The sequence below is a fragment of the Arthrobacter sulfonylureivorans genome (genome assembly GCF_022637435.1).
Taxonomy (GTDB): Bacteria; Actinomycetota; Actinomycetes; order Actinomycetales; family Micrococcaceae; genus Crystallibacter; species Crystallibacter sulfonylureivorans.
On record NZ_CP093326.1, the window covers coordinates 3518521 to 3539628 of the forward strand.

At 66.3% G+C, this 21108-nt stretch carries 17 protein-coding genes and 2 tRNA genes; 11 read left to right on the plus strand and 8 right to left on the minus strand.

The genetic code is table 11. The features are described 5' to 3' along the window. Positions 1–9: 9 nt before the first annotated feature. Entirely contained in the window at positions 10–2199 is a 2190-nt protein-coding gene (locus MNQ99_RS16225; protein ID WP_422387541.1) for a RecQ family ATP-dependent DNA helicase, read from the minus strand. Positions 2200–2314: 115 nt separating this feature from the next. On the opposite strand from MNQ99_RS16225, the gene MNQ99_RS16230 reads away from it, so the two are divergent. The 4 genes from MNQ99_RS16230 to MNQ99_RS16245 all read left to right on the plus strand — a co-directional run bounded on the left by MNQ99_RS16230 (position 2315) and on the right by MNQ99_RS16245 (position 6144). Further along, positions 2315–3793: a phosphohexomutase domain-containing protein gene (locus MNQ99_RS16230; protein ID WP_241913664.1), complete on the plus strand. Its 1479-nt coding sequence runs from the start codon at positions 2315–2317 to the stop codon at positions 3791–3793. Further along, positions 3790–4287, plus strand: a complete 498-nt coding sequence (locus MNQ99_RS16235; RefSeq protein WP_241913665.1) for a hypothetical protein — start codon at positions 3790–3792, stop codon at positions 4285–4287. The genes MNQ99_RS16230 and MNQ99_RS16235 overlap by 4 nt, the downstream gene beginning before the upstream one ends. A 126-nt stretch (positions 4288–4413) precedes the next feature. Beyond that, positions 4414–4863 (plus strand): RrF2 family transcriptional regulator, encoded by a 450-nt coding sequence (locus MNQ99_RS16240; RefSeq protein ID WP_127513306.1) that lies wholly within the window; start codon positions 4414–4416, stop codon positions 4861–4863. 108 nt (positions 4864–4971) lie between these two features. After that, positions 4972–6144, plus strand: a complete 1173-nt coding sequence (locus tag MNQ99_RS16245) for a globin domain-containing protein (protein ID WP_241913666.1) — start codon at positions 4972–4974, stop codon at positions 6142–6144. 323 nt (positions 6145–6467) lie between these two features. Here the strand turns inward: MNQ99_RS16245 and MNQ99_RS16250 are convergent, their stop codons facing one another. Next, a complete protein-coding gene (locus MNQ99_RS16250; RefSeq protein WP_241913667.1) occupies positions 6468–8306 on the minus strand; it encodes a phosphoenolpyruvate carboxykinase (GTP) in 1839 nt (612 codons plus the stop codon). A 315-nt stretch (positions 8307–8621) separates the two neighbouring features. Between MNQ99_RS16250 and MNQ99_RS16255 the strand changes: the two genes are divergently transcribed. The 3 genes from MNQ99_RS16255 to MNQ99_RS16265 all read left to right on the plus strand — a co-directional run bounded on the left by MNQ99_RS16255 (position 8622) and on the right by MNQ99_RS16265 (position 10268). Further along, positions 8622–8698 (plus strand) — tRNA-Arg (locus MNQ99_RS16255). A gap of 129 nt (positions 8699–8827) precedes the next feature. After that, entirely contained in the window at positions 8828–9376 is a 549-nt protein-coding gene (locus tag MNQ99_RS16260) for a carboxymuconolactone decarboxylase family protein (RefSeq protein ID WP_241913668.1), read from the plus strand. Position 9377: 1 nt separating this feature from the next. Further along, positions 9378–10268 (plus strand): RNA polymerase sigma-70 factor, encoded by an 891-nt coding sequence (locus tag MNQ99_RS16265; protein ID WP_241913669.1) that lies wholly within the window; start codon positions 9378–9380, stop codon positions 10266–10268. 93 nt (positions 10269–10361) lie between these two features. Here MNQ99_RS16265 and MNQ99_RS16270 read toward each other — a convergent pair whose 3' ends face one another. Beyond that, positions 10362–10883, minus strand: coding sequence for a SixA phosphatase family protein (locus MNQ99_RS16270; protein ID WP_164745446.1), 522 nt, complete (start codon positions 10881–10883; stop codon positions 10362–10364). A 56-nt stretch (positions 10884–10939) separates the two neighbouring features. Here MNQ99_RS16270 and MNQ99_RS16275 point away from each other — a divergent pair, with 56 nt between their 5' ends. After that, a complete protein-coding gene (locus MNQ99_RS16275) occupies positions 10940–12391 on the plus strand; it encodes a dihydrolipoyl dehydrogenase family protein (RefSeq protein WP_241913670.1) in 1452 nt (483 codons plus the stop codon). A gap of 92 nt (positions 12392–12483) precedes the next feature. Here the strand turns inward: MNQ99_RS16275 and MNQ99_RS16280 are convergent, their stop codons facing one another. Both MNQ99_RS16280 and upp read right to left on the minus strand, forming a co-directional pair. Beyond that, a complete protein-coding gene (locus MNQ99_RS16280) occupies positions 12484–13347 on the minus strand; it encodes a winged helix-turn-helix domain-containing protein (RefSeq protein ID WP_127513312.1) in 864 nt (287 codons plus the stop codon). 533 nt (positions 13348–13880) lie between these two features. Further along, on the minus strand, positions 13881–14516 hold the full coding sequence (upp, locus tag MNQ99_RS16285; protein ID WP_241913671.1) for a uracil phosphoribosyltransferase: 636 nt from the start codon (positions 14514–14516) through the stop codon (positions 13881–13883). A 61-nt stretch (positions 14517–14577) separates the two neighbouring features. Here upp and tadA point away from each other — a divergent pair, with 61 nt between their 5' ends. Together tadA and MNQ99_RS16295 are read left to right on the plus strand one after the other, a co-directional pair. Continuing rightward, positions 14578–15057: a tRNA adenosine(34) deaminase TadA gene (gene tadA / locus MNQ99_RS16290; protein ID WP_241913672.1), complete on the plus strand. Its 480-nt coding sequence runs from the start codon at positions 14578–14580 to the stop codon at positions 15055–15057. A gap of 62 nt (positions 15058–15119) precedes the next feature. Then, positions 15120–15209 (plus strand) — tRNA-Ser (locus tag MNQ99_RS16295). Positions 15210–15638: 429 nt separating this feature from the next. On the opposite strand, the gene MNQ99_RS16300 is transcribed toward MNQ99_RS16295, so the two are convergent. Further along, the gene (locus MNQ99_RS16300) at positions 15639–16727 is read right to left on the minus strand and encodes a M20/M25/M40 family metallo-hydrolase (RefSeq protein WP_241913673.1); all 1089 of its coding nucleotides are present in this window, start codon (positions 16725–16727) and stop codon (positions 15639–15641) included. Between the two features lie 480 nt (positions 16728–17207). Here MNQ99_RS16300 and MNQ99_RS16305 point away from each other — a divergent pair, with 480 nt between their 5' ends. Further along, on the plus strand, positions 17208–17657 hold the full coding sequence (locus MNQ99_RS16305; RefSeq protein ID WP_241913674.1) for a rhodanese-like domain-containing protein: 450 nt from the start codon (positions 17208–17210) through the stop codon (positions 17655–17657). Between the two features lie 617 nt (positions 17658–18274). Here the strand turns inward: MNQ99_RS16305 and MNQ99_RS16310 are convergent. Next, positions 18275–19021, minus strand: coding sequence for a response regulator transcription factor (locus MNQ99_RS16310; protein ID WP_127513315.1), 747 nt, complete (start codon positions 19019–19021; stop codon positions 18275–18277). A gap of 54 nt (positions 19022–19075) precedes the next feature. Then, complete coding sequence (locus MNQ99_RS16315) at positions 19076–20704, minus strand: sensor histidine kinase (protein WP_241913675.1); 1629 nt, start codon at positions 20702–20704, stop codon at positions 19076–19078. Positions 20705–21108 lie beyond the last annotated feature (404 nt).

Here is a 21108-nt window from a genome sequence, read left to right on the forward strand (position 1 = left end):
GAGGAGGGTTCAGCCCTTGAGCGCGAGCACGAAGGGCAGCACCGCTTCCGCCCCTGCCAGGCGCAGCGCGCGGCCGGCCACGGTGAGGGTCCAGCGGCTGTCGGCGAGGTCATCGACAAGCAGCACGGGGCCTCGATTCTGCGCCAGCCATGCTTCACCGCCGTCGGGGACGTGGAACTGGTCCCAGACATCGGCCAGCCGGAAGGCGCTGTTGCCGCCGGGGCCGCTGCGGGGGCCGCCGTGCGGGACAGCGAGTTCGCCGAGATACGGCAACTGGCCAATGTCCGAGAGGCCGCGGGCCAGCGACTGCACCAGCAGCGGCCGGCTCCGCGACGGCACGTTCACGATGGCCACCGGCCGCTGCGCCCAACCCCACTGGGCCAGGACCTGCACGCAGGCTTTGAGCATGCCGGCGGGCACCTCTCGGTCCGGAGCATCGGTGCCAAAGACCTCCCGCAACTGCCCGCCCCAGCCCAGATCCGTCAGGCGTGCCAGCGCCCGGCCGCTGCCGTTGGCCTCGGCCGGCGGGATCTTGCCCTTGACCGGCACGCCCAGCTTGTCCATCCCGCTGGGCCACATGGCCCGCGGCTCCAGTTCGACGCCGGCTCGCTGCAGGGCGGCGCCGGCGCTCTCGGTGGCTTCGGCCGCGATGCTGTCCGAGTACCACGACCCGGCGCAGTTGTCGCAGCGCCCGCACGGAGCAGCGGCCGGGTCGTCCAGCGCGCTGGCCAGGAATTCCATCCGGCAGCCGGAGGTGTTCTCGTAGTCCAGCATGGCGTTCTGTTCGGCCACCCGGGCCTGCGCAATGCGCCCATAGCGTTCCGCGTCATAGGCCCAGGGCTGGCCGGTTCCCTCCCAGCCGCCGCTGACCTTGCGCACCGCGCCGTCCACGGACAGGACCTTCAGCAGCAGCTCCAGCGGGGACCGCTTCAGGTTCACCAGCGTCTCCAGCGCCGCGGTGGACAGCACCGTGCCGGGCGCGGCGAGTTCGCGCAGCACCGCGGTGGCGGTCCCCTCGTTGGGCATCGATGCGGTGGCGAAGTACTCCCAGATGTCCCGGTCCTCGGTGCCGGGCAGCAGCAGTACATCGGCGTTGGGGGTACCGCGGCCGGCACGCCCCACCTGCTGGTAATAGGCCACGGGTGAGCTCGGTGCACCTAGGTGGACCACGAAGCCCAGGTCCGGCTTGTCGAAGCCCATCCCGAGTGCACTGGTAGCCACCAGCGCTTTGACCCGGTTCTCCTTCAGCGCCGCCTCCGCCTGCTCCCGCTCGGCGGGATCGGTGCGGCCGGTGTAGGCGGCCACCTCATGGCCGGCCTCACGCAGCAGCCGGGCCGTGTCCTCGGCGGCGGAGACCGTGAGCGCGTAGATGATTCCGCTGCCGGGCAGGTCATTCAGATGGGTGAGCAGCCAACCGAGCCGGGCACGCGGGCTGGCCAGCCGGAGCACTCCCAGCCGCAGCGAGGCTCGGGCGAGCGGCCCCCGGATGGTGAGCACCCCGCCGTCGTGCTCCCCCGTGGAACGCACGCCGAGCTGCTCTTCGATGTCATGGACCACGCGCGAATTGGCGGTGGCCGTGGTGGCCAGCACCGGCACCCGGTCCGGGAGCTGGCCGATCAGGTCCCGGATCCGCCGGTAGTCGGGACGGAAATCGTGGCCCCAGTCGGAGATGCAGTGGGCCTCGTCGATCACCAGCAGGCCCGAGCTGCTCACCAGCTGCGGCAGCTGCTCGTCCCGGAAGCGCGGATTGTTCAGCCGCTCGGGCGACACCAGCAGTACATCCACCGTGTTGGCGGCCAGCTGCTCCTGGATCTGCCCCCATTCCAGCTGGTTGGCCGAGTTGATGGCGGCGGCCCGCACGCCGGCGCGTTCGGCAGCGGCCACCTGGTCGCGCATCAGCGCGAGCAGCGGCGAGACGATCAGCGTGGGACCGGCGCCCCGCCGGCGCAGCAGCAGGCTCGCCACGAAGTAGACCGCCGACTTGCCCCAGCCGGTGCGCTGCACCACCAGGGCCCGGCGTCCGCCGGAGACGAGCGCCTCCACGGCCTCGAACTGGCCGTCGTGGAACTCCGCCGCGTCATGGCCCACCAGGGCCCGCAGCAGCGCCGTGGCCTCCTGGCGCAGGGCACCGCCGTCCGGCCCGGCCGCCGCCGTTTCCAGTGTGGCGATGTCCGTCGCCGCGATGTCCGTCGCCGCCATGTCCGTCGCCGCCATGTCCGTTGTCCCGTCGATCCGCTCAGCCATGCTGCCCAGTATTCCAGCCGCAGCTGACAACCTGTCCCTTTTCCACAGGAGCCCCTTATAAGCTGGTGGGGTGAGCAGCATAGATCTTGGCCTGTCCTTCAAGGCCTACGACGTCCGTGGGATCGTGGGCGAGACCATTACCGCCGCAACCGTCGAGGCGACCGGGGCGGCCTTTGTGGACGTGCTGTCCCTGGCCGGGCAGACGGTGCTGGTGGGCGGGGACATGCGCCCGTCCTCGCCGGAATTCGCTGCCGCGTTCGCCCACGGCGCGGCCGGCAGGGGTGCCAACATCCTGATGCTGGGACTGATCTCCACCGACGAGCTCTACTATGCCTGCGGATCCCTCGACGCAGCCGGCGTGGTGTTCACCGCCAGCCACAACCCGGCCCAGTACAACGGGATGAAGATGGCCAAGCCCGGCGCCGTGCCGGTTTCCTCCGACACCGGCATGTTCGAGATCCGCGACCGCGCGCAGAAATACCTGGAAACCGGCATTCCCGACGGCACCGAAACGGGGACCATCGCCGAAACCAACGTGCTCTCCGGCTATGCAGGGTACCTGCGCTCCCTGGTGGACCTGACCGGCATCCGCCCGCTGAAAGTGGTGGTCGACGCCGGCAACGGCATGGCCGGAATGACCACACCCGCTGTGCTCGGCGACAGCTTCCTGCCGGCGCTGCCGCTGGAGATTGTGCCGCTGTACTTTGAGCTGGACGGTACCTTCCCGAGCCATCCGGCCAACCCGCTGGAACCGGAAAACCTGGTGGACCTGCAGGCAGCAGTCCGCGAGCACGGGGCGGACATCGGCTTGGCCTTCGACGGCGACGCCGACCGCTGCTTTGTCATCGACGACACCGGGACCGTGGTCTCCCCCTCGGCGGTCACCGCACTGGTGGCCCGCCGGGAGATTGCCCGCGCCCAGGCCGCCGGCGAAGAGCACCCGGCCGTGATCCACAACCTGATCACCTCCCGCGCCGTACCCGAAACCATTTCCGCCGCCGGCGGCCGGGCCGTGCGCACCCGGGTGGGCCACTCGTTCATCAAGGCGCACATGGCGGAGGAAAAGGCTGTGTTCGGCGGCGAACATTCCGCTCACTACTACTTCCGTGACTTCTACAACGCCGACACCGGCATGCTGGCCGCCATGCATGTGCTGGCCGCGCTCGGCGAACAGCGGGCGCCGCTGTCCGAGTTGGCCGCCGAATACGACCCCTATCACGCCACCGGCGAATTGAACTCGCAGGTCGAGGACAAGGCCGCCGCCGTCGCCCGCGTGCTGGCCGACTTTGCGCCCGCGCTGGCCGCCCACCCGGCCGCTGGCGGGACTGCCGCCACCGCCGCCACTTGCCCCACCGCCTACGCGGGAACAGGAGTGAACGTGGACCGCCTCGACGGCACCACCGTGATTGCCGACAACGGATCCTGGTGGTTCAACCTGCGCCCCTCCAACACCGAACCGTTCCTGCGCCTGAACGCCGAGGCCACCAACCCGGCCCTGCTCAACACCCTCCGCGAACACGTCCTGGCCCGGGTCCGGGAAGCAGCATGAGTGCGTCGTGGCGCGACGGCATTCCGTCCGAAGTGCTTGCCGATATCGACACCCTGTTCGGCACCGGGCTGGGCGTGGCGCAGGAGCAGTTGGCCGACCACGGAGCGTTCCTGCCCGCGGCGCTGGTCACCACGCGCGACGGCGGACTGCGCCTGGTGGTGGTCTCCCCCGATGACCTCGACGCGGAGGCAACCGAAGCGGACGAGGTCAATGTGGACGGCATGATCGAGGATCTTTATGCCACGCTCCGGCAGGAACGCGGCGACTTCCGCGCCGTCGCGGTAATCAGCGACATCTTCCTGCCCGAAGAGGACGCAGACGCGATCCAGATCGCCGTGGAGCATTCCTCGGGCGTAGCCGTCTCCGCCATCCAGCCCTACCATCACGACGACGATGGCAAGTGGAGCTACCCGGACCCCTTCGTGGATCCGCAGGAACGCCTCGTCTGGCCCGATCAGGAACCCGCCGAAGAAGCCGGACCGGCGGAGGGCTGAGCAGCCTGCCGCGCTCCGCCGTCGTCGTCATGACAAGCGCCTGACGCCACCGCGCCAACGCGCCCACCCCGTGACTGGCGGCACAGCCGCAGCTTTTGTCAAGAGCGGACGGCTAATATTGCAAGCATGCGTATCAATGCCTTCTCCGATGTGTGCCTGCGGGCACTGATGCTGCTCTCCGCGGCCCCGGACGGAGAATTGATGACCACGCAGGCCATTGCCGACGGCGTCGGAACGCCGTACAACCACGTCAGCAAGGCTGTGCTGAAGCTGCGCGGGATGGGGCTCATCGAGGCGGTGCGGGGCCGGTCGGGCGGCGTGCGGATCAGCCCAGCCGGACGGGCGGCGACGGTGGGCGGCGTGCTGCGCACCCTGGATGCGCGCGAGGACCTGGTGGATTGCGAGTCCGCCCATGGCGATTGCCCCCTGAACAACAACTGCGGGCTGCGCGGGGCGCTGCGCCGGGCGCGCGAAGCTTTTTACCGCGAACTCGACTCCGTAGTGGTGTCAGCACTGCCGCACCAGTCACAAATGGAGCCGGTGTTTGTGACCTTGCTCACCCGTCGGCCGGCCTGATCCGCACTGTTCCGCCGATCTTTTCTACGATGCGTAGAAATATGGATTTAAATCGGCATTTGCGGTGCTACTTTGATCTCGTAACGATTCCCTCAGCAAGGAGTAGCAATGCTCTCGGAGAAATCCCGCCCCATCATCGAAGCCACCCTGCCCCTCGTCGGCGAGCGGCTCGGGAGCATCACCCCCAACTTCTACTCGCGGATGTTCGCCGCCCATCCGGAACTGCTGGACGGCCTGTTCAGCCGCGCGAACCAGCGCAACGGCGAGCAGCAGAAAGCCCTCGCCGGCTCGATCGCGGCCTTCGCCTCCGCGCTGGTTGCCAACCCGGACCTGGTGCCGGAGCAAATGCTCAGCCGCATCGCCAACAAGCACACCTCGCTGGGCATCACCGAGGACCAGTACCAGATCGTCTACAAGTACCTCTTCGAAGCGATTGCCGAAGAGCTGGCCGACGTGATCACGGCAGAAATCGCCGAAGCCTGGACCGAGGTCTATTGGCTGATGGCCGACGCCCTGATCAAGCTGGAGAAGGGCCTCTACGCGCGGCAGGCCAATGACAAGATGTGGACCCCATGGAAGGTCGTGGAGAAGAACCCGGCTGGCATCGGCTGCATGACTTTCGTGCTGGAACCGGCCGACGACACCCGCGCCACCGTTGCGGTGCCGGGCCAGTTCGTCTCGGTCAAGGTCACGCTTTCAGACGGGCTGCGCCAGGTCAGGCAGTACTCGCTCAGCTCGGACGTCGAATCCACCACCCGCCGTGTCTTAACCACCAAGCGCGACGACGGCGGCGAGGTTTCCCCGGTCCTGCACAACGACGTGCAGGTGGGCGACGTGCTGGAGCTGTCCAACCCCTACGGGGACGTCACCTTGGACGACGGCGATGGGCCGCTGGTCTTCGCCACCGCCGGCATCGGCTGCACTCCGTCGGCCTCCGCGCTGCGGCTGCTGGCCATGCAGGGGTCGGATCGCGAAGTGATCGTGCTGCATGCAGAGAAGAGCCTGGACGCGTGGGCCCTGCGCGAACAGATGACCGCGGACGTCGAGAAGCTGGACGGTGCCAACCTCCAGCTCTGGCTGGAAGAGCCGACCGAAGGCTTCAACGCCGGCTTCATGACCCTGCAGGATGTGGTGCTGCCGACCGACGCATCGGTCTACGTCTGCGGTCCGCTGCCGTTCATGAAGTCGATCCGCAGCCAGGCGATCGACGCCGGCATCCCTGCCACGAAGGTCCACTACGAGGTCTTCGGCCCGGACCTGTGGCTGGCTTCGGCCAACTAAGGCACCTGCTGCCGGATCAAGGCCGGCTACCTCGAAAGCATCCCGGGAGTTCCCTTTCACCTTTCTCCCGGGGTGCGGCGGCTGCGATGCCACACCCAGCCGGCGGTCCGGCGGAAGCCACCGGCCCGCCGGCTTTTTGGTGTCCGGATGCGGGAACGGGTGCCCCCGCCTGCAGCGCGGACACCATCACGCCTCGGTGGTCTAGACCGCAAAGGTCCTGACGATCAGATGGCGCGCGGGATGCGGGTTAAAAGGGATGAGACCCCGGCGCATCGGCGCGGGGTCTCATCCGTGGGCCTCCGGGGAGGCCGCTGGTTATTCGCTCAGGCGAAGCGGGCCTGCAGCTGCTTCAGTTCGGCGGCCAGCTCGGCGGGCAGCGCGTCGCCGAAGCGGGCGTACCACTCCTCGATGCCCTTGAGCTCTTCCTTCCACTCGGCCGGATCCACCTTGACGGCTTCTTCCACCTGCTCCGGAGTCATGTCCAGTCCGGTGAGGTCGATCGACTCCCCGGTCGGGATGTAGCCGATCGGGGTCTCCTTGGCATCCGCGGTGCCCTCGATGCGCTCGATGGCCCACTTGAGCACGCGGGAGTTCTCGCCGAAGCCCGGCCAGGCGAAGCCGCCGTCGGCCGTGCGGCGGAACCAGTTGACCAGGAAGACCTTGGGCAGTCGTTCCGGGTTGGCCTTGGCTTCGATGGTGCCCCAATGCTTGAGGTAGTCGCCGGCGTTGTAGCCGATGAAGGGAAGCATGGCCATCGGGTCGCGGCGGACCACACCGACGGCGCCGGATGCGGCCGCGGTGGTCTCCGACGACAGCGTGGAGCCCATGAAGATGCCGTTGGTCCAGGAGCGGGCCTGGGTGACCAGGGGGATGGTGGTCTTGCGGCGGCCGCCGAAGAGGATTGCGTGGATCTCCACGCCGTCCGGGCTGTAGTACTCCTGGGCCAGCATGTCGATCTGCGAGATCGGGGTGCAGAAGCGCGAGTTCGGGTGGGCGGCGGGGCGGCCGGAATCCGGCGTCCAGTCGTTGCCCTCCCAGTCGGTGAGGTGAGCCGGCACTTCCTCGGTCATGCCCTCCCACCAGACACCGCCGTCGTCGGTCAATGCCACGTTGGTGAAGATGGAGTTGCCCTTGGCGATGGCGCGCATGGCGTTCGGGTTGGTGCCCCAGCCGGTTCCCGGTGCAACGCCGAACAGGCCGTACTCCGGGTTCACGCCTCGCAGCTCGCCCTCCTTGCCGATGCGCATCCAGTTGATGTCATCGCCGAGGGTCTCGGCCTTCCAGCCTTCGACGGTGGGATCCAGCAGCGCCAGGTTGGTCTTGCCGCAAGCAGAGGGGAAGGCGGCCGCAACGTTGTAGGCCTTGCCTTCCGGACTGGTGAGCTTGAGGATGAGCATGTGCTCGGCCAGCCAGCCTTCGTCACGGGCAATCACCGAGGCGATACGCAGGGCGTAGCACTTCTTGCCCAGCAGCGCGTTGCCGCCGTAGCCGGAGCCGTAGGACCAGATGGAGCGCTCTTCCGGGAAGTGGACGATCCACTTCTCCTCGTTGCACGGCCAGGCGACGTCCGCCTCGCCGGGCTCCAGCGGGGCGCCGACGGAATGCAGCGCGGGGACAAAGAACGCGTCCTCGGCTTCCATCTTGCGCAGCACGTCGGTGCCGATCCGGGCCATGATCCGCATGGAGGCGACCACGTAGGCGGAGTCGGTGATCTCCACGCCAAACTGCGGCTGCTCGGCGTCCAGCGGACCCATCACGAACGGGATCACATACATGGTGCGTCCGCGCATGCTGCCGGCGAAGCGTTCCCGGAGGATCGCCTTCATCTCGGCGGGGTCCATCCAGTTATTGGTGAACCCGGCGTCCGCTTCCTTCTCGGAGCAGATGAAGGTCCGCTCTTCAACGCGGGCCACGTCCTTGGGGTCGGAAGAACCGACGAACGAGTTCGGGAACAGCTCCGGGTTCAATCGCTGCAGCGTTCCGGCCTCGACCAGGTGGTCGGTCAGACGTGCGTATTCCTCTTCGGAGCCGTCCACCCAATACACAGAGTCGGGCTGCGTCAGCTCGGAAACTTCGGCAACCCAGGCCAGAAGCTTTGCATGTGTAGTTGGGGCGTCCCCAAGTGTTTCCTCAAGAACCGGCTGACGCGTTGTATCGCCCATGACTCATCCCTTTCTTGGGCCAGTGGTGTGTATCGATGCTATGGGCCACCGGCTAGACCAGTCGGGGGCCCGTGAACCCATCTCGGCGGGGTCGAGTAGGTTGAGCCCCGCGAATCCGCGGATTTTAGATGTGACCGCCGTCAAATATGTGATTAAGGTCATATAGACCGGTCTAGTTCATATGGCGTTCTCGCGGAGTCGGCCGGGCCCCAGGACCCCAAAGGCCCGGAATTCCGGGCCGGAGCCGGGCACCCGCGCCTCGATTTGGCGACCGCCCGGTAAACACGCTACAGTTGTATCCGGCCGCGAGGCCAAGCGCCCATAGCTCAGCTGGATAGAGCGTCTGTCTACGGAACAGAAGGCCGGGGGTTCGAATCCCTCTGGGCGCACCACATGATGCGGCCCGGTCACTGACCGGGCCGCATTTTTTATGCCCGCTTTGCGGCGATGTCACACCGGACCGGCCCTACGGTGTCTTCCTTGAAACCCCCAGTTCACGGGGAAGCGACGAGGAGGACCACATGGCACGCATCCCGCTGGACCACGAGCCCAGCCTGTTCCTGCGAATCATGACCGGCTACAGCAGGCACAAGTACGGCAAGGTACTGGATCCCGGCCTGGCCATGATGCACAACCGCCGGGTGCTGTTCGCCTGGCTGCGGCACGAAACCGCCGTCGGCAAGTTCCGATCCGTCCCACCCACGCTGAGCGCGCTGGCCGTGATGGGCGCCTCCGCCGCGGTCGGGTGCAGCTGGTGCATGGACTTTGGCTACTGGGAGTATCACCACCAAGGCGTTGATCCGGCCAAGCTTCGGTCCGTCCCCCAGTGGCGCACGGCCACCGTGTACAACGAAGCGGAGCGCGACGTACTTGAATATGCCGAAGCCATGACGGCCACGCCGCCGACCGTCACCGATGAACTTGTGGATAGGCTGAGGCAAAACCTGAGCCCGGCGCAGCTGGCCGAACTGACGTACCTGATTGGCGTGGAGAACCAGCGTTCCAGAGTGAATGCCGCCATGGGCCTGACGAGCCAGGGCTTTAAGGAAACGTGCAGCATTGGAGGCTGAAGTGACGACGACGGAGCCCAACCTTGACGTGTTCCAACAACACCGAGGGCTGCTTTTTGGGGCGGCCTACCGGTTACTGGGCAGCGCGGCGGACGCAGAAGACGTGGTCCAGGAGGCCTGGCTGCGCTTTGCCGAGGTCCCCCTCGAGGAGGTCCGGGAGCCGCGCGCCTACCTGCTGCGGACGGTGACCAACCTGGCGCTCAACCAAATCCGCACGCAGCAGCGGCGTCGGGAAGAGTACGTGGGCCCATGGCTGCCCGAACCGGTCAGCAGCCCGCCGGGCACGACGGCATCCCCTGCACCCGACGAGGCCGCTGTGCTGGCCGACGATGTTTCGCTGGCCATGCTGGTGGTCCTGGAACAGCTCTCACCCCTGGAGCGCGCCGCCTACATCCTGGGCGAGGTGTTCGGTTATCCGGCGCCGGAGATCGCCAGCACGCTGGACCGCTCTCCGGCCGCCGTGCGGCAGCTAATGTCGCGCGCCCGCGCCCACGTGGCCAGCCGGCAGGCCAGGAACCAGGTGGATCCGGCCCTGCACAGGCGGATTACCGAGCAGTTCCTGCGCGCGGCCAGCACCGGGGTGGTCGAGCCGCTGCTGGGACTGCTGGCACCCGACGTCGTCCTCACCAGCGACGGAGGCGGGCAGAAGTCGGCGGCGCTGCGGCCCATCCTGGGGGTGGAGAAGGTGCTTCGCTTCCTGCTCGGCGTCACCAGCAAACCCGACACCCCGGTCCAACTGCACGTGGCCGAGGTCAACGGGCTGCCTGCGCTGGTCGCGGTCGATGCTGACGGCGCGGTGGATACGGTGGCGAGCTTCAGGATCGACGGCGGCCTGGTCCGGGAAATCTATCTGGTACGGAACCCGGACAAGCTGCGCCGCGTCCGTGTCTGACCTGCGCCACTGCCCCTCTGAAATTCGGCTGCGCAGATAACGCCCTTTTCAGCGCTAGGAATGGGCGTTATCTGCGCAGTTGATTGGGTCCGGTCAGCGCAGCACCACGAAATTGGTGACCGCCGCGTCGCGTCCGTCCAGTTCGGCCCAGCTCTTGGCATGCTGAAGCACCGTCAGGCCGGACGTCGGGTAGTGGGTGGCCATGTCCATTACGGCCTCCTCGTCCGACTCCACCGACGCCAGTCGCATCGCCAGATCCTGCACCGCCGGCATGTGGGCCACCACCAGCAGCGAGGTGATCGTGTCCGGCAGTTGGTTGATCTCGGACAGCACCCGCGCCCCCGGCGAGTCATACAGCTCGTCCGAGAGCATCGGCGTCGGTGCCTTCTCGCCCAGCTCGTTGCACACCCAGGTGCAGGTCTGCCGGGTACGCAGCGCCGAAGAGCACAGGATGAAGTCCGGGATGGAGTTGTGCTCCACCATCCAGCGTCCGATCAGCGGCGCCTCGTCGTGCCCGCGCTTGGCCAGCGGCCGCTCGTGGTCCTCGACCCCCAGCGGCCACGCGGCCTTGGCGTGGCGCATGATCATCAGCTTCTTCAGGTGGTGGTCGTTCACACCACGAGTGTAGTAGCCCCCTTGCCACCGCAACGCCGCGGTGCAAGGCTCGGCACATGCCTGAGCAAACACGTGAAGCGGACGTTGTGGTGATTGGTGCCGGCGCGGTCGGCGAGAATGCGGCGGAGCGCACCGCCAGCGGCGGACTCAAAACCATTCTGGTGGAATCGGAACTGGTGGGCGGCGAATGCTCCTATTGGGCCTGCATGCCGTCCAAGGCCCTGCTGCGTCCCGGCACGTTGCTGCAGGCGGCCCGCAGCGTCCAGGGCGCCGCCCAGGCCGTGACCGGCAGCCTGGACACCGACGCGGTGCTGGCCCGCCGAGATTCGTTCACCTCCAACTGGGACGACTCCTCCCAGGTGAAGTGGGTGGACGGGGCGGGCATCGAATTGATCCGCGGCACCGCCGCGCTCAGCGGTCCGCGTGAGGTGACGGTCACGGACGACGACGGGACGCAGACGCGCATTACCGCGCGCCACGCCGTCGTGCTGGCCACTGGATCCGTCCCCACGGTGCCGCGGGTGGACGGGTTGGACGCGATCGATTTTTGGGGAACCCGCGAGGCCACTTCTGCGCGGGAGGTCCCGGAGAGCCTGCTGGTGCTGGGCGGCGGCGTCTCCGGCTGCGAGTTGGCCCAGGCCTATGCCCGGCTGGGCACCGACGTCACGCTGGTGGCCCGCGGCGATTTGCTGGCGAAGTTTCCCGAACCGGCCCGACGGCTGGTGGAAGCCGGCTTGCGCCGCGACGGGGTGCGGATCCGCCTGCGCACCGCGAGCTCCCGTGCGGACGCGTACGACGGCGGCGTCACCCTCACGCTGACTGCGGCGGGTGCGGACGGGGAGACGGGGACGGCGGACACGGTCACGGGAGCCAAACTGCTGGTGTCCAGCGGCCGGCATCCGGCCCTCTCCGGGCTCGGCCTCGAGGGGCTGGGACTGGATCCAAAGCATCTCGGCGTGGACGCCAGCGGCCGGGTCCCCGGCGTGGACGGTGGTTGGCTCTATGCGGTGGGCGATGCGGCCGGCAAGGCGCAGCTGACTCACCAGGGCAAATACCAGGCACGCACCACCGGAGAGGCGATCGCGGCCCGCGCGGCCGGCGAACTGGACGGCGATCCGGAACCGTGGAGCCGCTATGCCAGCACGGCCGACGACGCGGCGGTTCCCTCAGTGGTTTTCACCGATCCGGAGGTCGCGTTCGTCGGCCTGACCGAAGCCCAAGCCAGGGAGCGCGGGCTGAGCATCTCGACCACCGAGCTGCCAATCGCCGTCGCCGGGTCCTCGCTCTACGCCGACGGCTACCAAGGCTGGGCGCAGATGGTGGTGGACGAGGAGCGCAAGGTGATCGTGGGCATGACCTTGGCCGGCCCCGGCGTCGGCGAACTGCTGCACGCGGCCACCATCGCCGTGGTCGGCGAAGTCCCGCTGGACCGCCTCTGGCACGCAGTCCCCTCCTACCCCACCATCAGCGAAGTCTGGCTCCGCCTCCTCGAAAAATACGGTCTCTAGCCCCGGCGACCGGAGCGGCCACGAGTGGTGAGGGGACAAAAAACACCCCGGCTCCCGGGGAATCCGGGAGCCGGGGTGCGAAGGTGGGAAAACTAGATCGAGTACTCCGGCGCAGCCCAGACGACTACTTCCGGATGCTCGTAGAACCGGTAGCCCTGGCCGCGCACGGTGCGCACGGTGTTGGCCAAGCGGCCCAGCTTCGACCGAAGCCGGCGGATGTGCACGTCGATGGTGCGTTCGTTCGGAACTTCCTCGGCGTTCTTCCACAGCCCGGAGAGCAGCTCTTCGCGGCCCACGGTACGGGTGGCGTTCTCCACCAGGTAGTTGAGCAGCTCGAATTCCTTGAACGTCAGGTTGAGGGTCTCGCCGTCCAGGTGCACCTCGCGGCGGGACAGATCGATCAGCACACCGCTGGGCCGGCTGGCATGCGAAGCCTGCTGCGGCTGGCGCTGGATCTCCACCGCCGGCGTGCGCGGACGGCGGCTGACAGTGGGGTCACCAAGGGCCTGGCGGACCACGTCGATGTTTTCGCCCGGCGCGTCGACCGGGGCCAGGGCTACTGCCCCGTGGGTCTGGGCATCCGCGGCAAGCGACTGCACATAGGCGCGGACCTGGGCGGCCAGTTTGCTCAGCGTGGTTCCCTGGGCAGCGGCGGCTTCCTCGTCGAGGCCCACATAGAGAACGAACCCGCGGGCAACGGTGTCGTTGGAGACCGCCTGCGGACCTGGAATTCCATTGGGGGTGACCACGGGAGTCGGTGCCGTGGTCGGGTTGGCGGCGCCGGCGTCGTACTGGCCCGGAACCGCACGCAGCACGCGGTAGGGCTGCTGCTCCCCCTGGTGGTGCGGTTGTCCGGCGAACTGCTGGTGCGCTCCGGCGGCCTGACGCTGGGCGGCGGCCGCACGGTTCTGTGCGTTACGGACGGAGATGTGGACGTATCCGGATGAAACTGACATTGAGAACCTCATGTGTGAATGGCCGTCATCGCGGCGCGAATGCATGGCATGCCCGCACGGGATGTGTTTCTGGCGCCCGCCGTTGGACAGTTGAATTGCCTGGATAACTCGAGGGGTGGTGAGTTAGGCCTGCATTCGGCAACAGTCCATCAGTCCGCCGGGAGACACCCCGTAACTGAAGGCTGCGGCTGCAGATGCTGTTGCGTTGTTGTTCACAACCATGAGTTTCCTCGTAACAAAGCTTACGTGCAAGTAATATAAGCCTGCTTATCTCACATACTGAGACGAACCGGCACTTTTGTGCGAGGGATCACACCATCCGGGGTGAATAAATATCAATCCAAAGTGATTGCTTCAGGCTTTCGCCGCATAAATATTCACGAAAGAGGCTCTGTGGCCGTCTGGAGGGCGGGTTAGAACGAAAACGCTTGCGTTCGCAAGGTGTCCAAAATGTGGACATATGTCGCGTAGCAGCCGCGGACGTGGGGCAGGGGCCGAGCAGCGTCTGCAGACGCCGCGATTTCGGGCCGAGGTCAGCCCGCCACGCCGTAGAGCCGATCGCCGGCGTCGCCGAGTCCGGGCACAATGTACGCCTTCTCATTCAGCCTCTCGTCGATGGAGGCCACCACGATCGAGACGTTGGTTTCCTCAAGTTCGTCGCGCAGCGCCTGCAGCCCTTCGGGTGCGGCGAGGAGGCAGATGCAGGTCACGTCGGCGGCGCCCCGGGCGAAGAGGAACTTGATGGCTTCGCGCAGCGTGCCGCCGGTGGCCAGCATCGGATCCAGCACGAACACCTGGCGTCCGGTGAGGTCGGCCGGCAGCCGTTCGGCGTAGGTGATCACGTCCAGGGTTTCCTCGTTGCGGGCCATACCCAGGAAACCGACTTCGGCGGTCGGCACCAGCTTGGTCATGCCCTCGAGCATGCCGAGGCCGGCGCGCAGGATCGGCACCACCAGCGGGGTCGGCTTGGTGAAAGCGGTGCCGATGGTCCGGGTTACGGGTGTCTCGATCTCCACCGGCTCGGTGCGGACTTCACGGGTGGCCTCATAGGCAAGCAAGGTCACCAGCTCTTCGGTGAGTTGGCGGAAGACGGGCGACGGAGTGGTCTTGTCGCGGAGAACGGTGAGTTTGTGGGCAACAAGAGGATGGTCCACTTCGAGTACGCGCATTCCACAAAACTACCGGCAGCCGGATAGCAGGGACAAACATTCGGCCTGCCAGAATGGTGCCATGGGCCCGATTGATCCGCAGCACCACCACTGGATGGGCCTTGCCCTGGACCAGGCCCGCCTGGCGCTGGACACTTTCGATGTCCCGATCGGCGCGGTGGTGGTGGGGCCCGACGGCGAGGTGCTGGGTTCCGGACGCAACGAACGGGAGGCGCTCCACGACCCCACCGGCCATGCCGAGATGGTGGCCATTCGGGACGCTGCGCGCAAGCTCGGAACGTGGCGGCTGGACGGCTGCACCTTGGTGGTCACGCTGGAACCGTGCGCCATGTGCGCCGGCGCCATTGTGCTGGCCCGGATCCCCCGGGTGGTCTTTGGCGCCTGGGACGAAAAGGCAGGCGCCGCCGGCAGCGTCTTCGACATCCTGCGGGAACGGCGGTTGAACCACTGGGTGGAGGTCTACCCCGACGTCCGGGCCGAAGAGTCGGCCGCCATGCTGCGAGCCTTCTTTGCGGGCCACCGCGGCGATCTCCCGCTCTGATTCAGCCGTCCCGCCGGACCGTTTTGGGGCTCAGGGCCAACAGCGGGTAAAGTTGACGCGTTGGTGACGTGTCCGAGCGGCCGAAGGTGCAACACTCGAAATGTTGTTTGGTGTAACAGCCAACGTGGGTTCAAATCCCACCGTCACCGCCAGCTGAGAAGGCCCCGGTTCCCTTGTAAACAAAGGGAACCGGGGCCTTTGCTTTGTCTTCAAGACTACACAGCAGTGACGCAGCAGTAACAGAGATTCGGGGACAGCCCGCAGGTTCGGTGCTTTCACCAGTTGAAGCCGTACCGACTCCAGTCCATGCCAGCTATTTGTCGGAGGCGAGGGGGCGCATCCTCATCCGGCCGTCCAGCCAGTCGACAAGGAGTCTCCCGCGGGAGTCGGCACGAGGATGAGTTTCAAGAATGCAGCTGAAACCCAGCCCTGCGCTCATCGTTATCGCCTGGCCGGTTAGTGACTCCCAGTGTTTGCGGAACAGCCGCCAGAAATTTGGACACGCTGGTGTTTAGTACAGATCCTTCGGGCACGCCGATCTGTTCATCCTCATCCGCCGAGGACCCGCACGTGCAAGCGGCTCAGCCGGCGCCCTCCCCCGTTGCCGCGCCCTCGGCGAGGCCGTCCTCGATGCCGCCGAGCGAGACGGTCGCGCTGATGAGCGTTTCGGTCATCTGCTCCAGCACGGCCATGTCCACGTTGTCGATGGTGTCGCAGGCCTGGTGGTAGCACTCGTCGTACTGGTCCCCGGCCTGCCCGCCGAACGTGAGCGCCTCGGCCTCGCTCTTGGTCCCCGCGTCGCCGGTGAACAGGCCCCCGGCCGGGATGCCGCCCTGTACGAACGCGTCGTAGTCCGAATCCTCGATGAACCCAAACGGCAGCGCCTCGACCCCCTCGGCGCTCAGGATGTCGAGGAAGGCCTGTTCGACGGCGCCCGACCCCTCGGGCCCGGCCTCCTCGCTGTCCGAGCCGTCGCCGTCATACACGAACACGACCCCGTTCGGCGAGCCCACCACGTCCACGTTCAAGTACGCGACGTGCGCGGCGGCCTCCGCGCCGGAGAGCTCCTCGACGTAGTGTTCCGAGCCGTGCATTCCGTCTTCCTCACCGCCCCAGAACGCGAATCGGATCCGGTCCCGCGACACGGCGCCCTGCTCCGCGAGCCGCAGCGCGACCTCGAGCACTGCGGCGACCCCGCTGCCGTTGTCGTTGAGTCCGGGCCCCTCCTCCACCGAATCCAGGTGCGCGCCGAGCACCAGCACGCCCCCTGAGCCGCTGCCGGTGTCGGCCAGGATGTTGAACGCATCCACGGGGTTGCGCCGGCCGTAGCTGAACTCCTGCCGCCGCGGCTCGTACCCCGCCGCACGAAGTTGCTCCTCGACGTACGCCGCGGATGCCTCGTAGCCCCCGGTGCCGTCGGCCCGGTTCCCGCCGTTCGCATCTGCCGCCGCCTGCAGCGCCTCCAAGTGCCGCCTCAGCCCACTGGGATCTACCACTTCCCGCACGAAAGACGGGTCCGGCGGGGTATCCACCTGCACCGGCGGCCGCGGCTCGTCCGAACAGGCGGCAACGCCGCCGACCAGTACCGCGCACAGCGCAACGGCCCATAGCCGGGTGCCTCGATCAGGATGGTTCTGGAAACGCTGCGGAACGGATTCTGCACGTCGCATGTCGACTCCCCCAATCCTGCGTCTTGGACGCAGGTCGCTTGTTTGGCAGACCCGGCCGCCGTCGACTCCGCAGCGGAACCGGCGGCCGGAGCCGTTGTTACACCATGGTGCGGACGATGGGATCTAGCAGGGTTGCTTGCAATACCTCCACTGTCGGGCCGGGCCATAGGACCCTACTGTGGCCAAACTGTGAAAAAGCTATGGAACAGGACTGCAACGACGGCGGGAAAGGCTCACCGGTGAGGGGATTCGTCGCGAGACGGGCGGTTGCTTGAGGCTGGCCAGGATATTGCCCGTACAGCTTCGTGGGGCAATGGAGTCACCAAAGAACCCTAGGGTTCGGTGCCCAACCTGGAGTCTCGATCGCATCTCCCGTTGACCTGACTCCCTCCATACCCTTGAAATTGACGACCAAAGTAGCTCATCATTTCGCTTCATAGTGGAACGACCGACCGATCAGCAGGCAAAGCGAGGAAAACGGTGAAGCAGTGTCCTATCTCCGACGACGGCGCCGCGACCTGCCAGCGCAGTTTAGATCCCAGCGATTCCCCCAGGACTCTGACGATCAACCAATTACTACTTGAGAGCCGCAGCGGGCTCGAGCGTGTTCACGCCTCGGATCTTGAGCGGGAGATGGCAGCGGGCGCCCTTGTTGTTGACACCCGACCGGCCGATCAGCGTGACCGCGACGGTGATCTTCCGGGTTCGGTCGTCATTGACCGAAACGTTCTCGAGTGGCGGCTCGATCCTTCCAGCCCCCACCGGCTACCGATCGCTGACGACCAAGCTCGGCGGATCGTCGTCGTCTGCAATGAGGGCTACAGCTCCAGCCTCGCTGCACACACCCTGCAACGGCTGGGACTGACCCGGGCGACCGACCTCATCGGCGGTTTCCAAGCCTGGGCAGCGCTGAGCAAGCAGTCCGACTAAATAAACTAGCCTGCGCTGGAGTCACCCCATAGGACCGCGCCGGATTTCGTATCGAAGTCGTTCCCCGTCTGAGGGGTTGTTATTTCGGAACTGAGTCCGAGGAGAAGCTGTGTCCAGGAAAGGCAGATGCAGTTGCCTCTGGCTGAAGGCCAGAGAGCCATTCAGCTGCCGCGCTCAATACATGTCCGGGATCCGATGTCGCCACAATCACCGAACTCTTGCCCCGACGTGAAGTGGCGATCATTCGGGCACGAAAGCCGTCGTTGATCGCTTCATGCCAGACACGGATCACCAACGTGGTGATAGTACCTGTCGCGGGAAGATTGTCATTAGACACTGTTTGGCACCCCTCCCATCAGTCGACGTTGGTCACGGACTGTTTCCCGACCTGCTGATCCGACCGTAAGCAGTCTGACTATGAGCCGGCTGTGAAAGATCTGTGGCTTGCTTTGTCCGCGCTCTTTGCCCAACAGAGTGGCGCGCACAGAGGCATTAACGCGGCGTGGATTGATTTTGGGCCATTCCGGGGCATCGCCACTTCAATGGGACGAGTGACTCAGTGGCGTACTCAAAAGTCCTCGAAAGTACGGCCGGCAGATACAGGGCCGACGCCGGAGTCAGTTTGCCGGTTTGATGACGTAGCCGGCACCGCGGACGGTGTGAATCATCGGCTCACGGTCGACGTCGATCTTCTTGCGAAGGTAGGAAATGTACAGCTCCACAACGTTGGCCTGCCCGCCGAAGTCGTAGTCCCAGACCCGGTCCAGAATCTGCGCCTTGCTCACCACGCGACGGGGATTCTCCATGAGGAACCGGAGCAGTTTGAACTGGGTGGTGGTGAGCTGGATGTCCTCCCCTGCGCGGATGACTTCCCGGGTATCCAGGTTCAGGGTCAGATCTCCGACCACCAACGTCGAGCTATCCGCCGCGGCTGCGCCAGATCGCTGGACAAGCCGGTGCAGCCGGAGCATCACCTCTTCCAGGCTGAAGGGCTTTGTTACGTAGTCGTCAGCTCCGGCGGCCAGACCTGCGATCCGGTCAGGCACTGCATCCCTGGCGGTGAGGAACAGCGCGGGCACGTCCGGTGCGAAGGCACGGATCCGGCCGAGCGCCTCGACTCCGTCGATACCGGGCATCATGACATCGAGCACCAGGACATCGGGGCGGCGTTCGCGGGCGAGTCGGATAGCCGCGTCGCCATCGGCCGCCACGGACACGTCCCAGCCGACCATCCGCAGGCCCAGGCTGACCAACTCGGCGAGACTTGCCTCATCATCGACTACGAGTGCGCGTATCGGCATTCCATCCGGGTGCCTCAGCCGGGGGAGGCTGTCCACAAAGGAGTGTGCGGGGTTTTCGTTCATGTGCATGCCTTTCACCGTCGCGGTTCCGGATGCCGGTCAAGAGCGCCGGCCTGGTCAGGAGGTATCCGGCAGGATTGTGGGCCGGAGACCCGGTTCGGGACCGGGAAGGCGGATGGTGAATTCGGTTTCACCCGGCCTGCTGCGCACACCAATGCGACCACCGTGCGCAGCGACAATCGCCGCAGCGATCGACAGACCCAGTCCGTGCGTTCCTCCCGAGCGGGCCGCATCCGGCCTGGTAAAGCGTGAAAATATCCGGTCGATGAAATCGGGCGCAATGCCGCGTCCGTTGTCGGCGACAGTGACGACGGCGCCGCCGCCCGGTTCCTGGGACAGGGAGGTTACCACTGAGGTTCCGGGATCGGTGTGCCGGTACGCGTTGGCCAGCAGGTTGATGAGCGCCTGCCTGAGCTGGCCCTCGTCCCCGCGCACGGTCACTGGCATTTCTGGCAGTTCCAGCCGCCAGGCATGGGCGGGAGCTGTAACCTGGGCGTCGCTGACGGATTCGATCACGACCTGGGTCAGGTCGACCTCGCTTTCCTGCGGCCGATGGCCCTCATCCAGTTGCGCCAGCAGCAGCAGGTCCTCGACCAGGGACGTCATCCGCCTGGACTCGGACTCGACCCTTTCCAAGGACAGCCGGCCCTCCGGGCTGAGCTTCTCCGTGAGCCGGAGCAGCTCGGAGTATCCCCGGATCGAGGTCAGCGGTGTCCGGAGCTCGTGGCTGGCGTCGGCCACAAACTGCCTTACGTTGGTTTCGCTCTGTTGGCGCACTGTAAGGGCACTGGCAACATTGTCAAGCATGAGGTTGAATGCCTGACCTACCCGGCCCACCTCCGTGACCGGAAGGGCCGCATCCGGGGGGATACGTACGGCCAGGGCCACTTCGCCCTTATCCAGCGGAAGCTCCGATACTTGGGTGGCGACGGCGGACAAGTCCTCCAAGGGGCGCAGCGTCCGCCGGATGATGACCATGCCCAGCAGCCCCGTGGCGATCAGCCCCGCGCCGGACACGATCACGGTTGTGGCCGTCAGGGAAGCCAGGGTGTTCTCCTTGCCCGCCAGGGGCAGTCCGGTAACGATGCTGCTGCCGTCTTCCGGGTCTCTGTCGGCAACCAGACGGTATTCGCCGACAGAGAGCGGGGCGTCAGTCGGCGGCGCATTTACCGCCAAGGTGGTGAGGATCGCAATATCCGCCGCAGGCAGATCCTGCCTGCGTCCGTCTGCCGAGAGCAGCCCGGCGCGCCTGACCTCACCGTCGCGGATACGGGCGTTAAGGGTGCCGGCGCCCTGTGCGGGAATGTTCAGCAGGTCTCGGGAGTCCGCCTCAGGCGCTCCGCGATATAGCATCCCGAAGCGGATGGCGCGGTTTGAGGCTTCCTCGAGCTGCTGGTCCAACTGACCGGTCAGATAAACACTCATGACTCCATACCCGACAACCCCCACCGTTGCGGACATGATGGCCAGCAGGGTCAGCGTGGCCAGCAGAAGTTTGGCGCGCAGCGGCCAGGAATTAAGCGGGCTGCCACGATGTGGGCCTCGTCCCCGACGCTGCGCTGCGCCGGATCCAGCCACAGACCCGCTGGTGTTGGCTCCCGCCCAGGACCACCCCATCTGGGACGACCCGGCCTGGGCCAGCTGCGGAGCCGTCGACGGGAAGGGCGGTACCTTGACATTCCGCATCGGCTGTTTCTCTCACAGGTCGTCGTTAAACTGGTAGGACGTGGCCCGGCTGCGAAACAATCAGTCGTTCTCCTGCGGCCTGTCTCGAATAGTACCTGCGCGGCAGCGGTGTCGGAATGGTTACAGCGACGCCAGCAGTCGGAAAACCATTGCTTCTATCCGGGTGAACCACAGGACTACCAGCGAGGCCAACACGACGGTTACCACGGCCGTGCCCAGGACGAACCACGGAAACTGCTCGGAGTGCCGGAACGCGGCCGGCTGGCTGGTTGTCTGCCTTCATGGTTATTTCCTTTGCGATGGGACTCGAAGTAACCCGCCGAGGGCCACCGGGTCGCCTGCACCCAATCATTGGGGCGCTCTGTTGTGAGAGGCTGTGACCAACCTGTGATTCAGCTGTCGAC

Bases quoted from the DNA above. Each gene is read 5' to 3' on its own strand.
- MNQ99_RS16250 (WP_241913667.1), bottom strand. From the start codon at position 8,306: ATGGGCGATACAACGCGTCAGCCGGTTCTTGAGGAAACACTTGGGGAC.
- upp (WP_241913671.1), bottom strand. From the start codon at position 14,516: ATGCGCGTACTCGAAGTGGACCATCCTCTTGTTGCCCACAAACTCACC.
- tadA (WP_241913672.1), top strand. From the start codon at position 14,578: ATGGGCCCGATTGATCCGCAGCACCACCACTGGATGGGCCTTGCCCTG.
- MNQ99_RS16245 (WP_241913666.1), top strand. From the start codon at position 4,972: ATGCTCTCGGAGAAATCCCGCCCCATCATCGAAGCCACCCTGCCCCTC.
- MNQ99_RS16235 (WP_241913665.1), top strand. From the start codon at position 3,790: ATGAGTGCGTCGTGGCGCGACGGCATTCCGTCCGAAGTGCTTGCCGAT.
- MNQ99_RS16260 (WP_241913668.1), top strand. From the start codon at position 8,828: ATGGCACGCATCCCGCTGGACCACGAGCCCAGCCTGTTCCTGCGAATC.
- MNQ99_RS16315 (WP_241913675.1), bottom strand. From the start codon at position 20,704: ATGCGGAATGTCAAGGTACCGCCCTTCCCGTCGACGGCTCCGCAGCTG.
- MNQ99_RS16280 (WP_127513312.1), bottom strand. From the start codon at position 13,347: ATGTCAGTTTCATCCGGATACGTCCACATCTCCGTCCGTAACGCACAG.
- MNQ99_RS16300 (WP_241913673.1), bottom strand. From the start codon at position 16,727: ATGCGACGTGCAGAATCCGTTCCGCAGCGTTTCCAGAACCATCCTGAT.
- MNQ99_RS16275 (WP_241913670.1), top strand. From the start codon at position 10,940: ATGCCTGAGCAAACACGTGAAGCGGACGTTGTGGTGATTGGTGCCGGC.
- MNQ99_RS16310 (WP_127513315.1), bottom strand. From the start codon at position 19,021: ATGAACGAAAACCCCGCACACTCCTTTGTGGACAGCCTCCCCCGGCTG.
- MNQ99_RS16225 (WP_422387541.1), bottom strand. From the start codon at position 2,199: ATGGCGGCGACGGACATCGCGGCGACGGACATCGCCACACTGGAAACG.
- MNQ99_RS16240 (WP_127513306.1), top strand. From the start codon at position 4,414: ATGCGTATCAATGCCTTCTCCGATGTGTGCCTGCGGGCACTGATGCTG.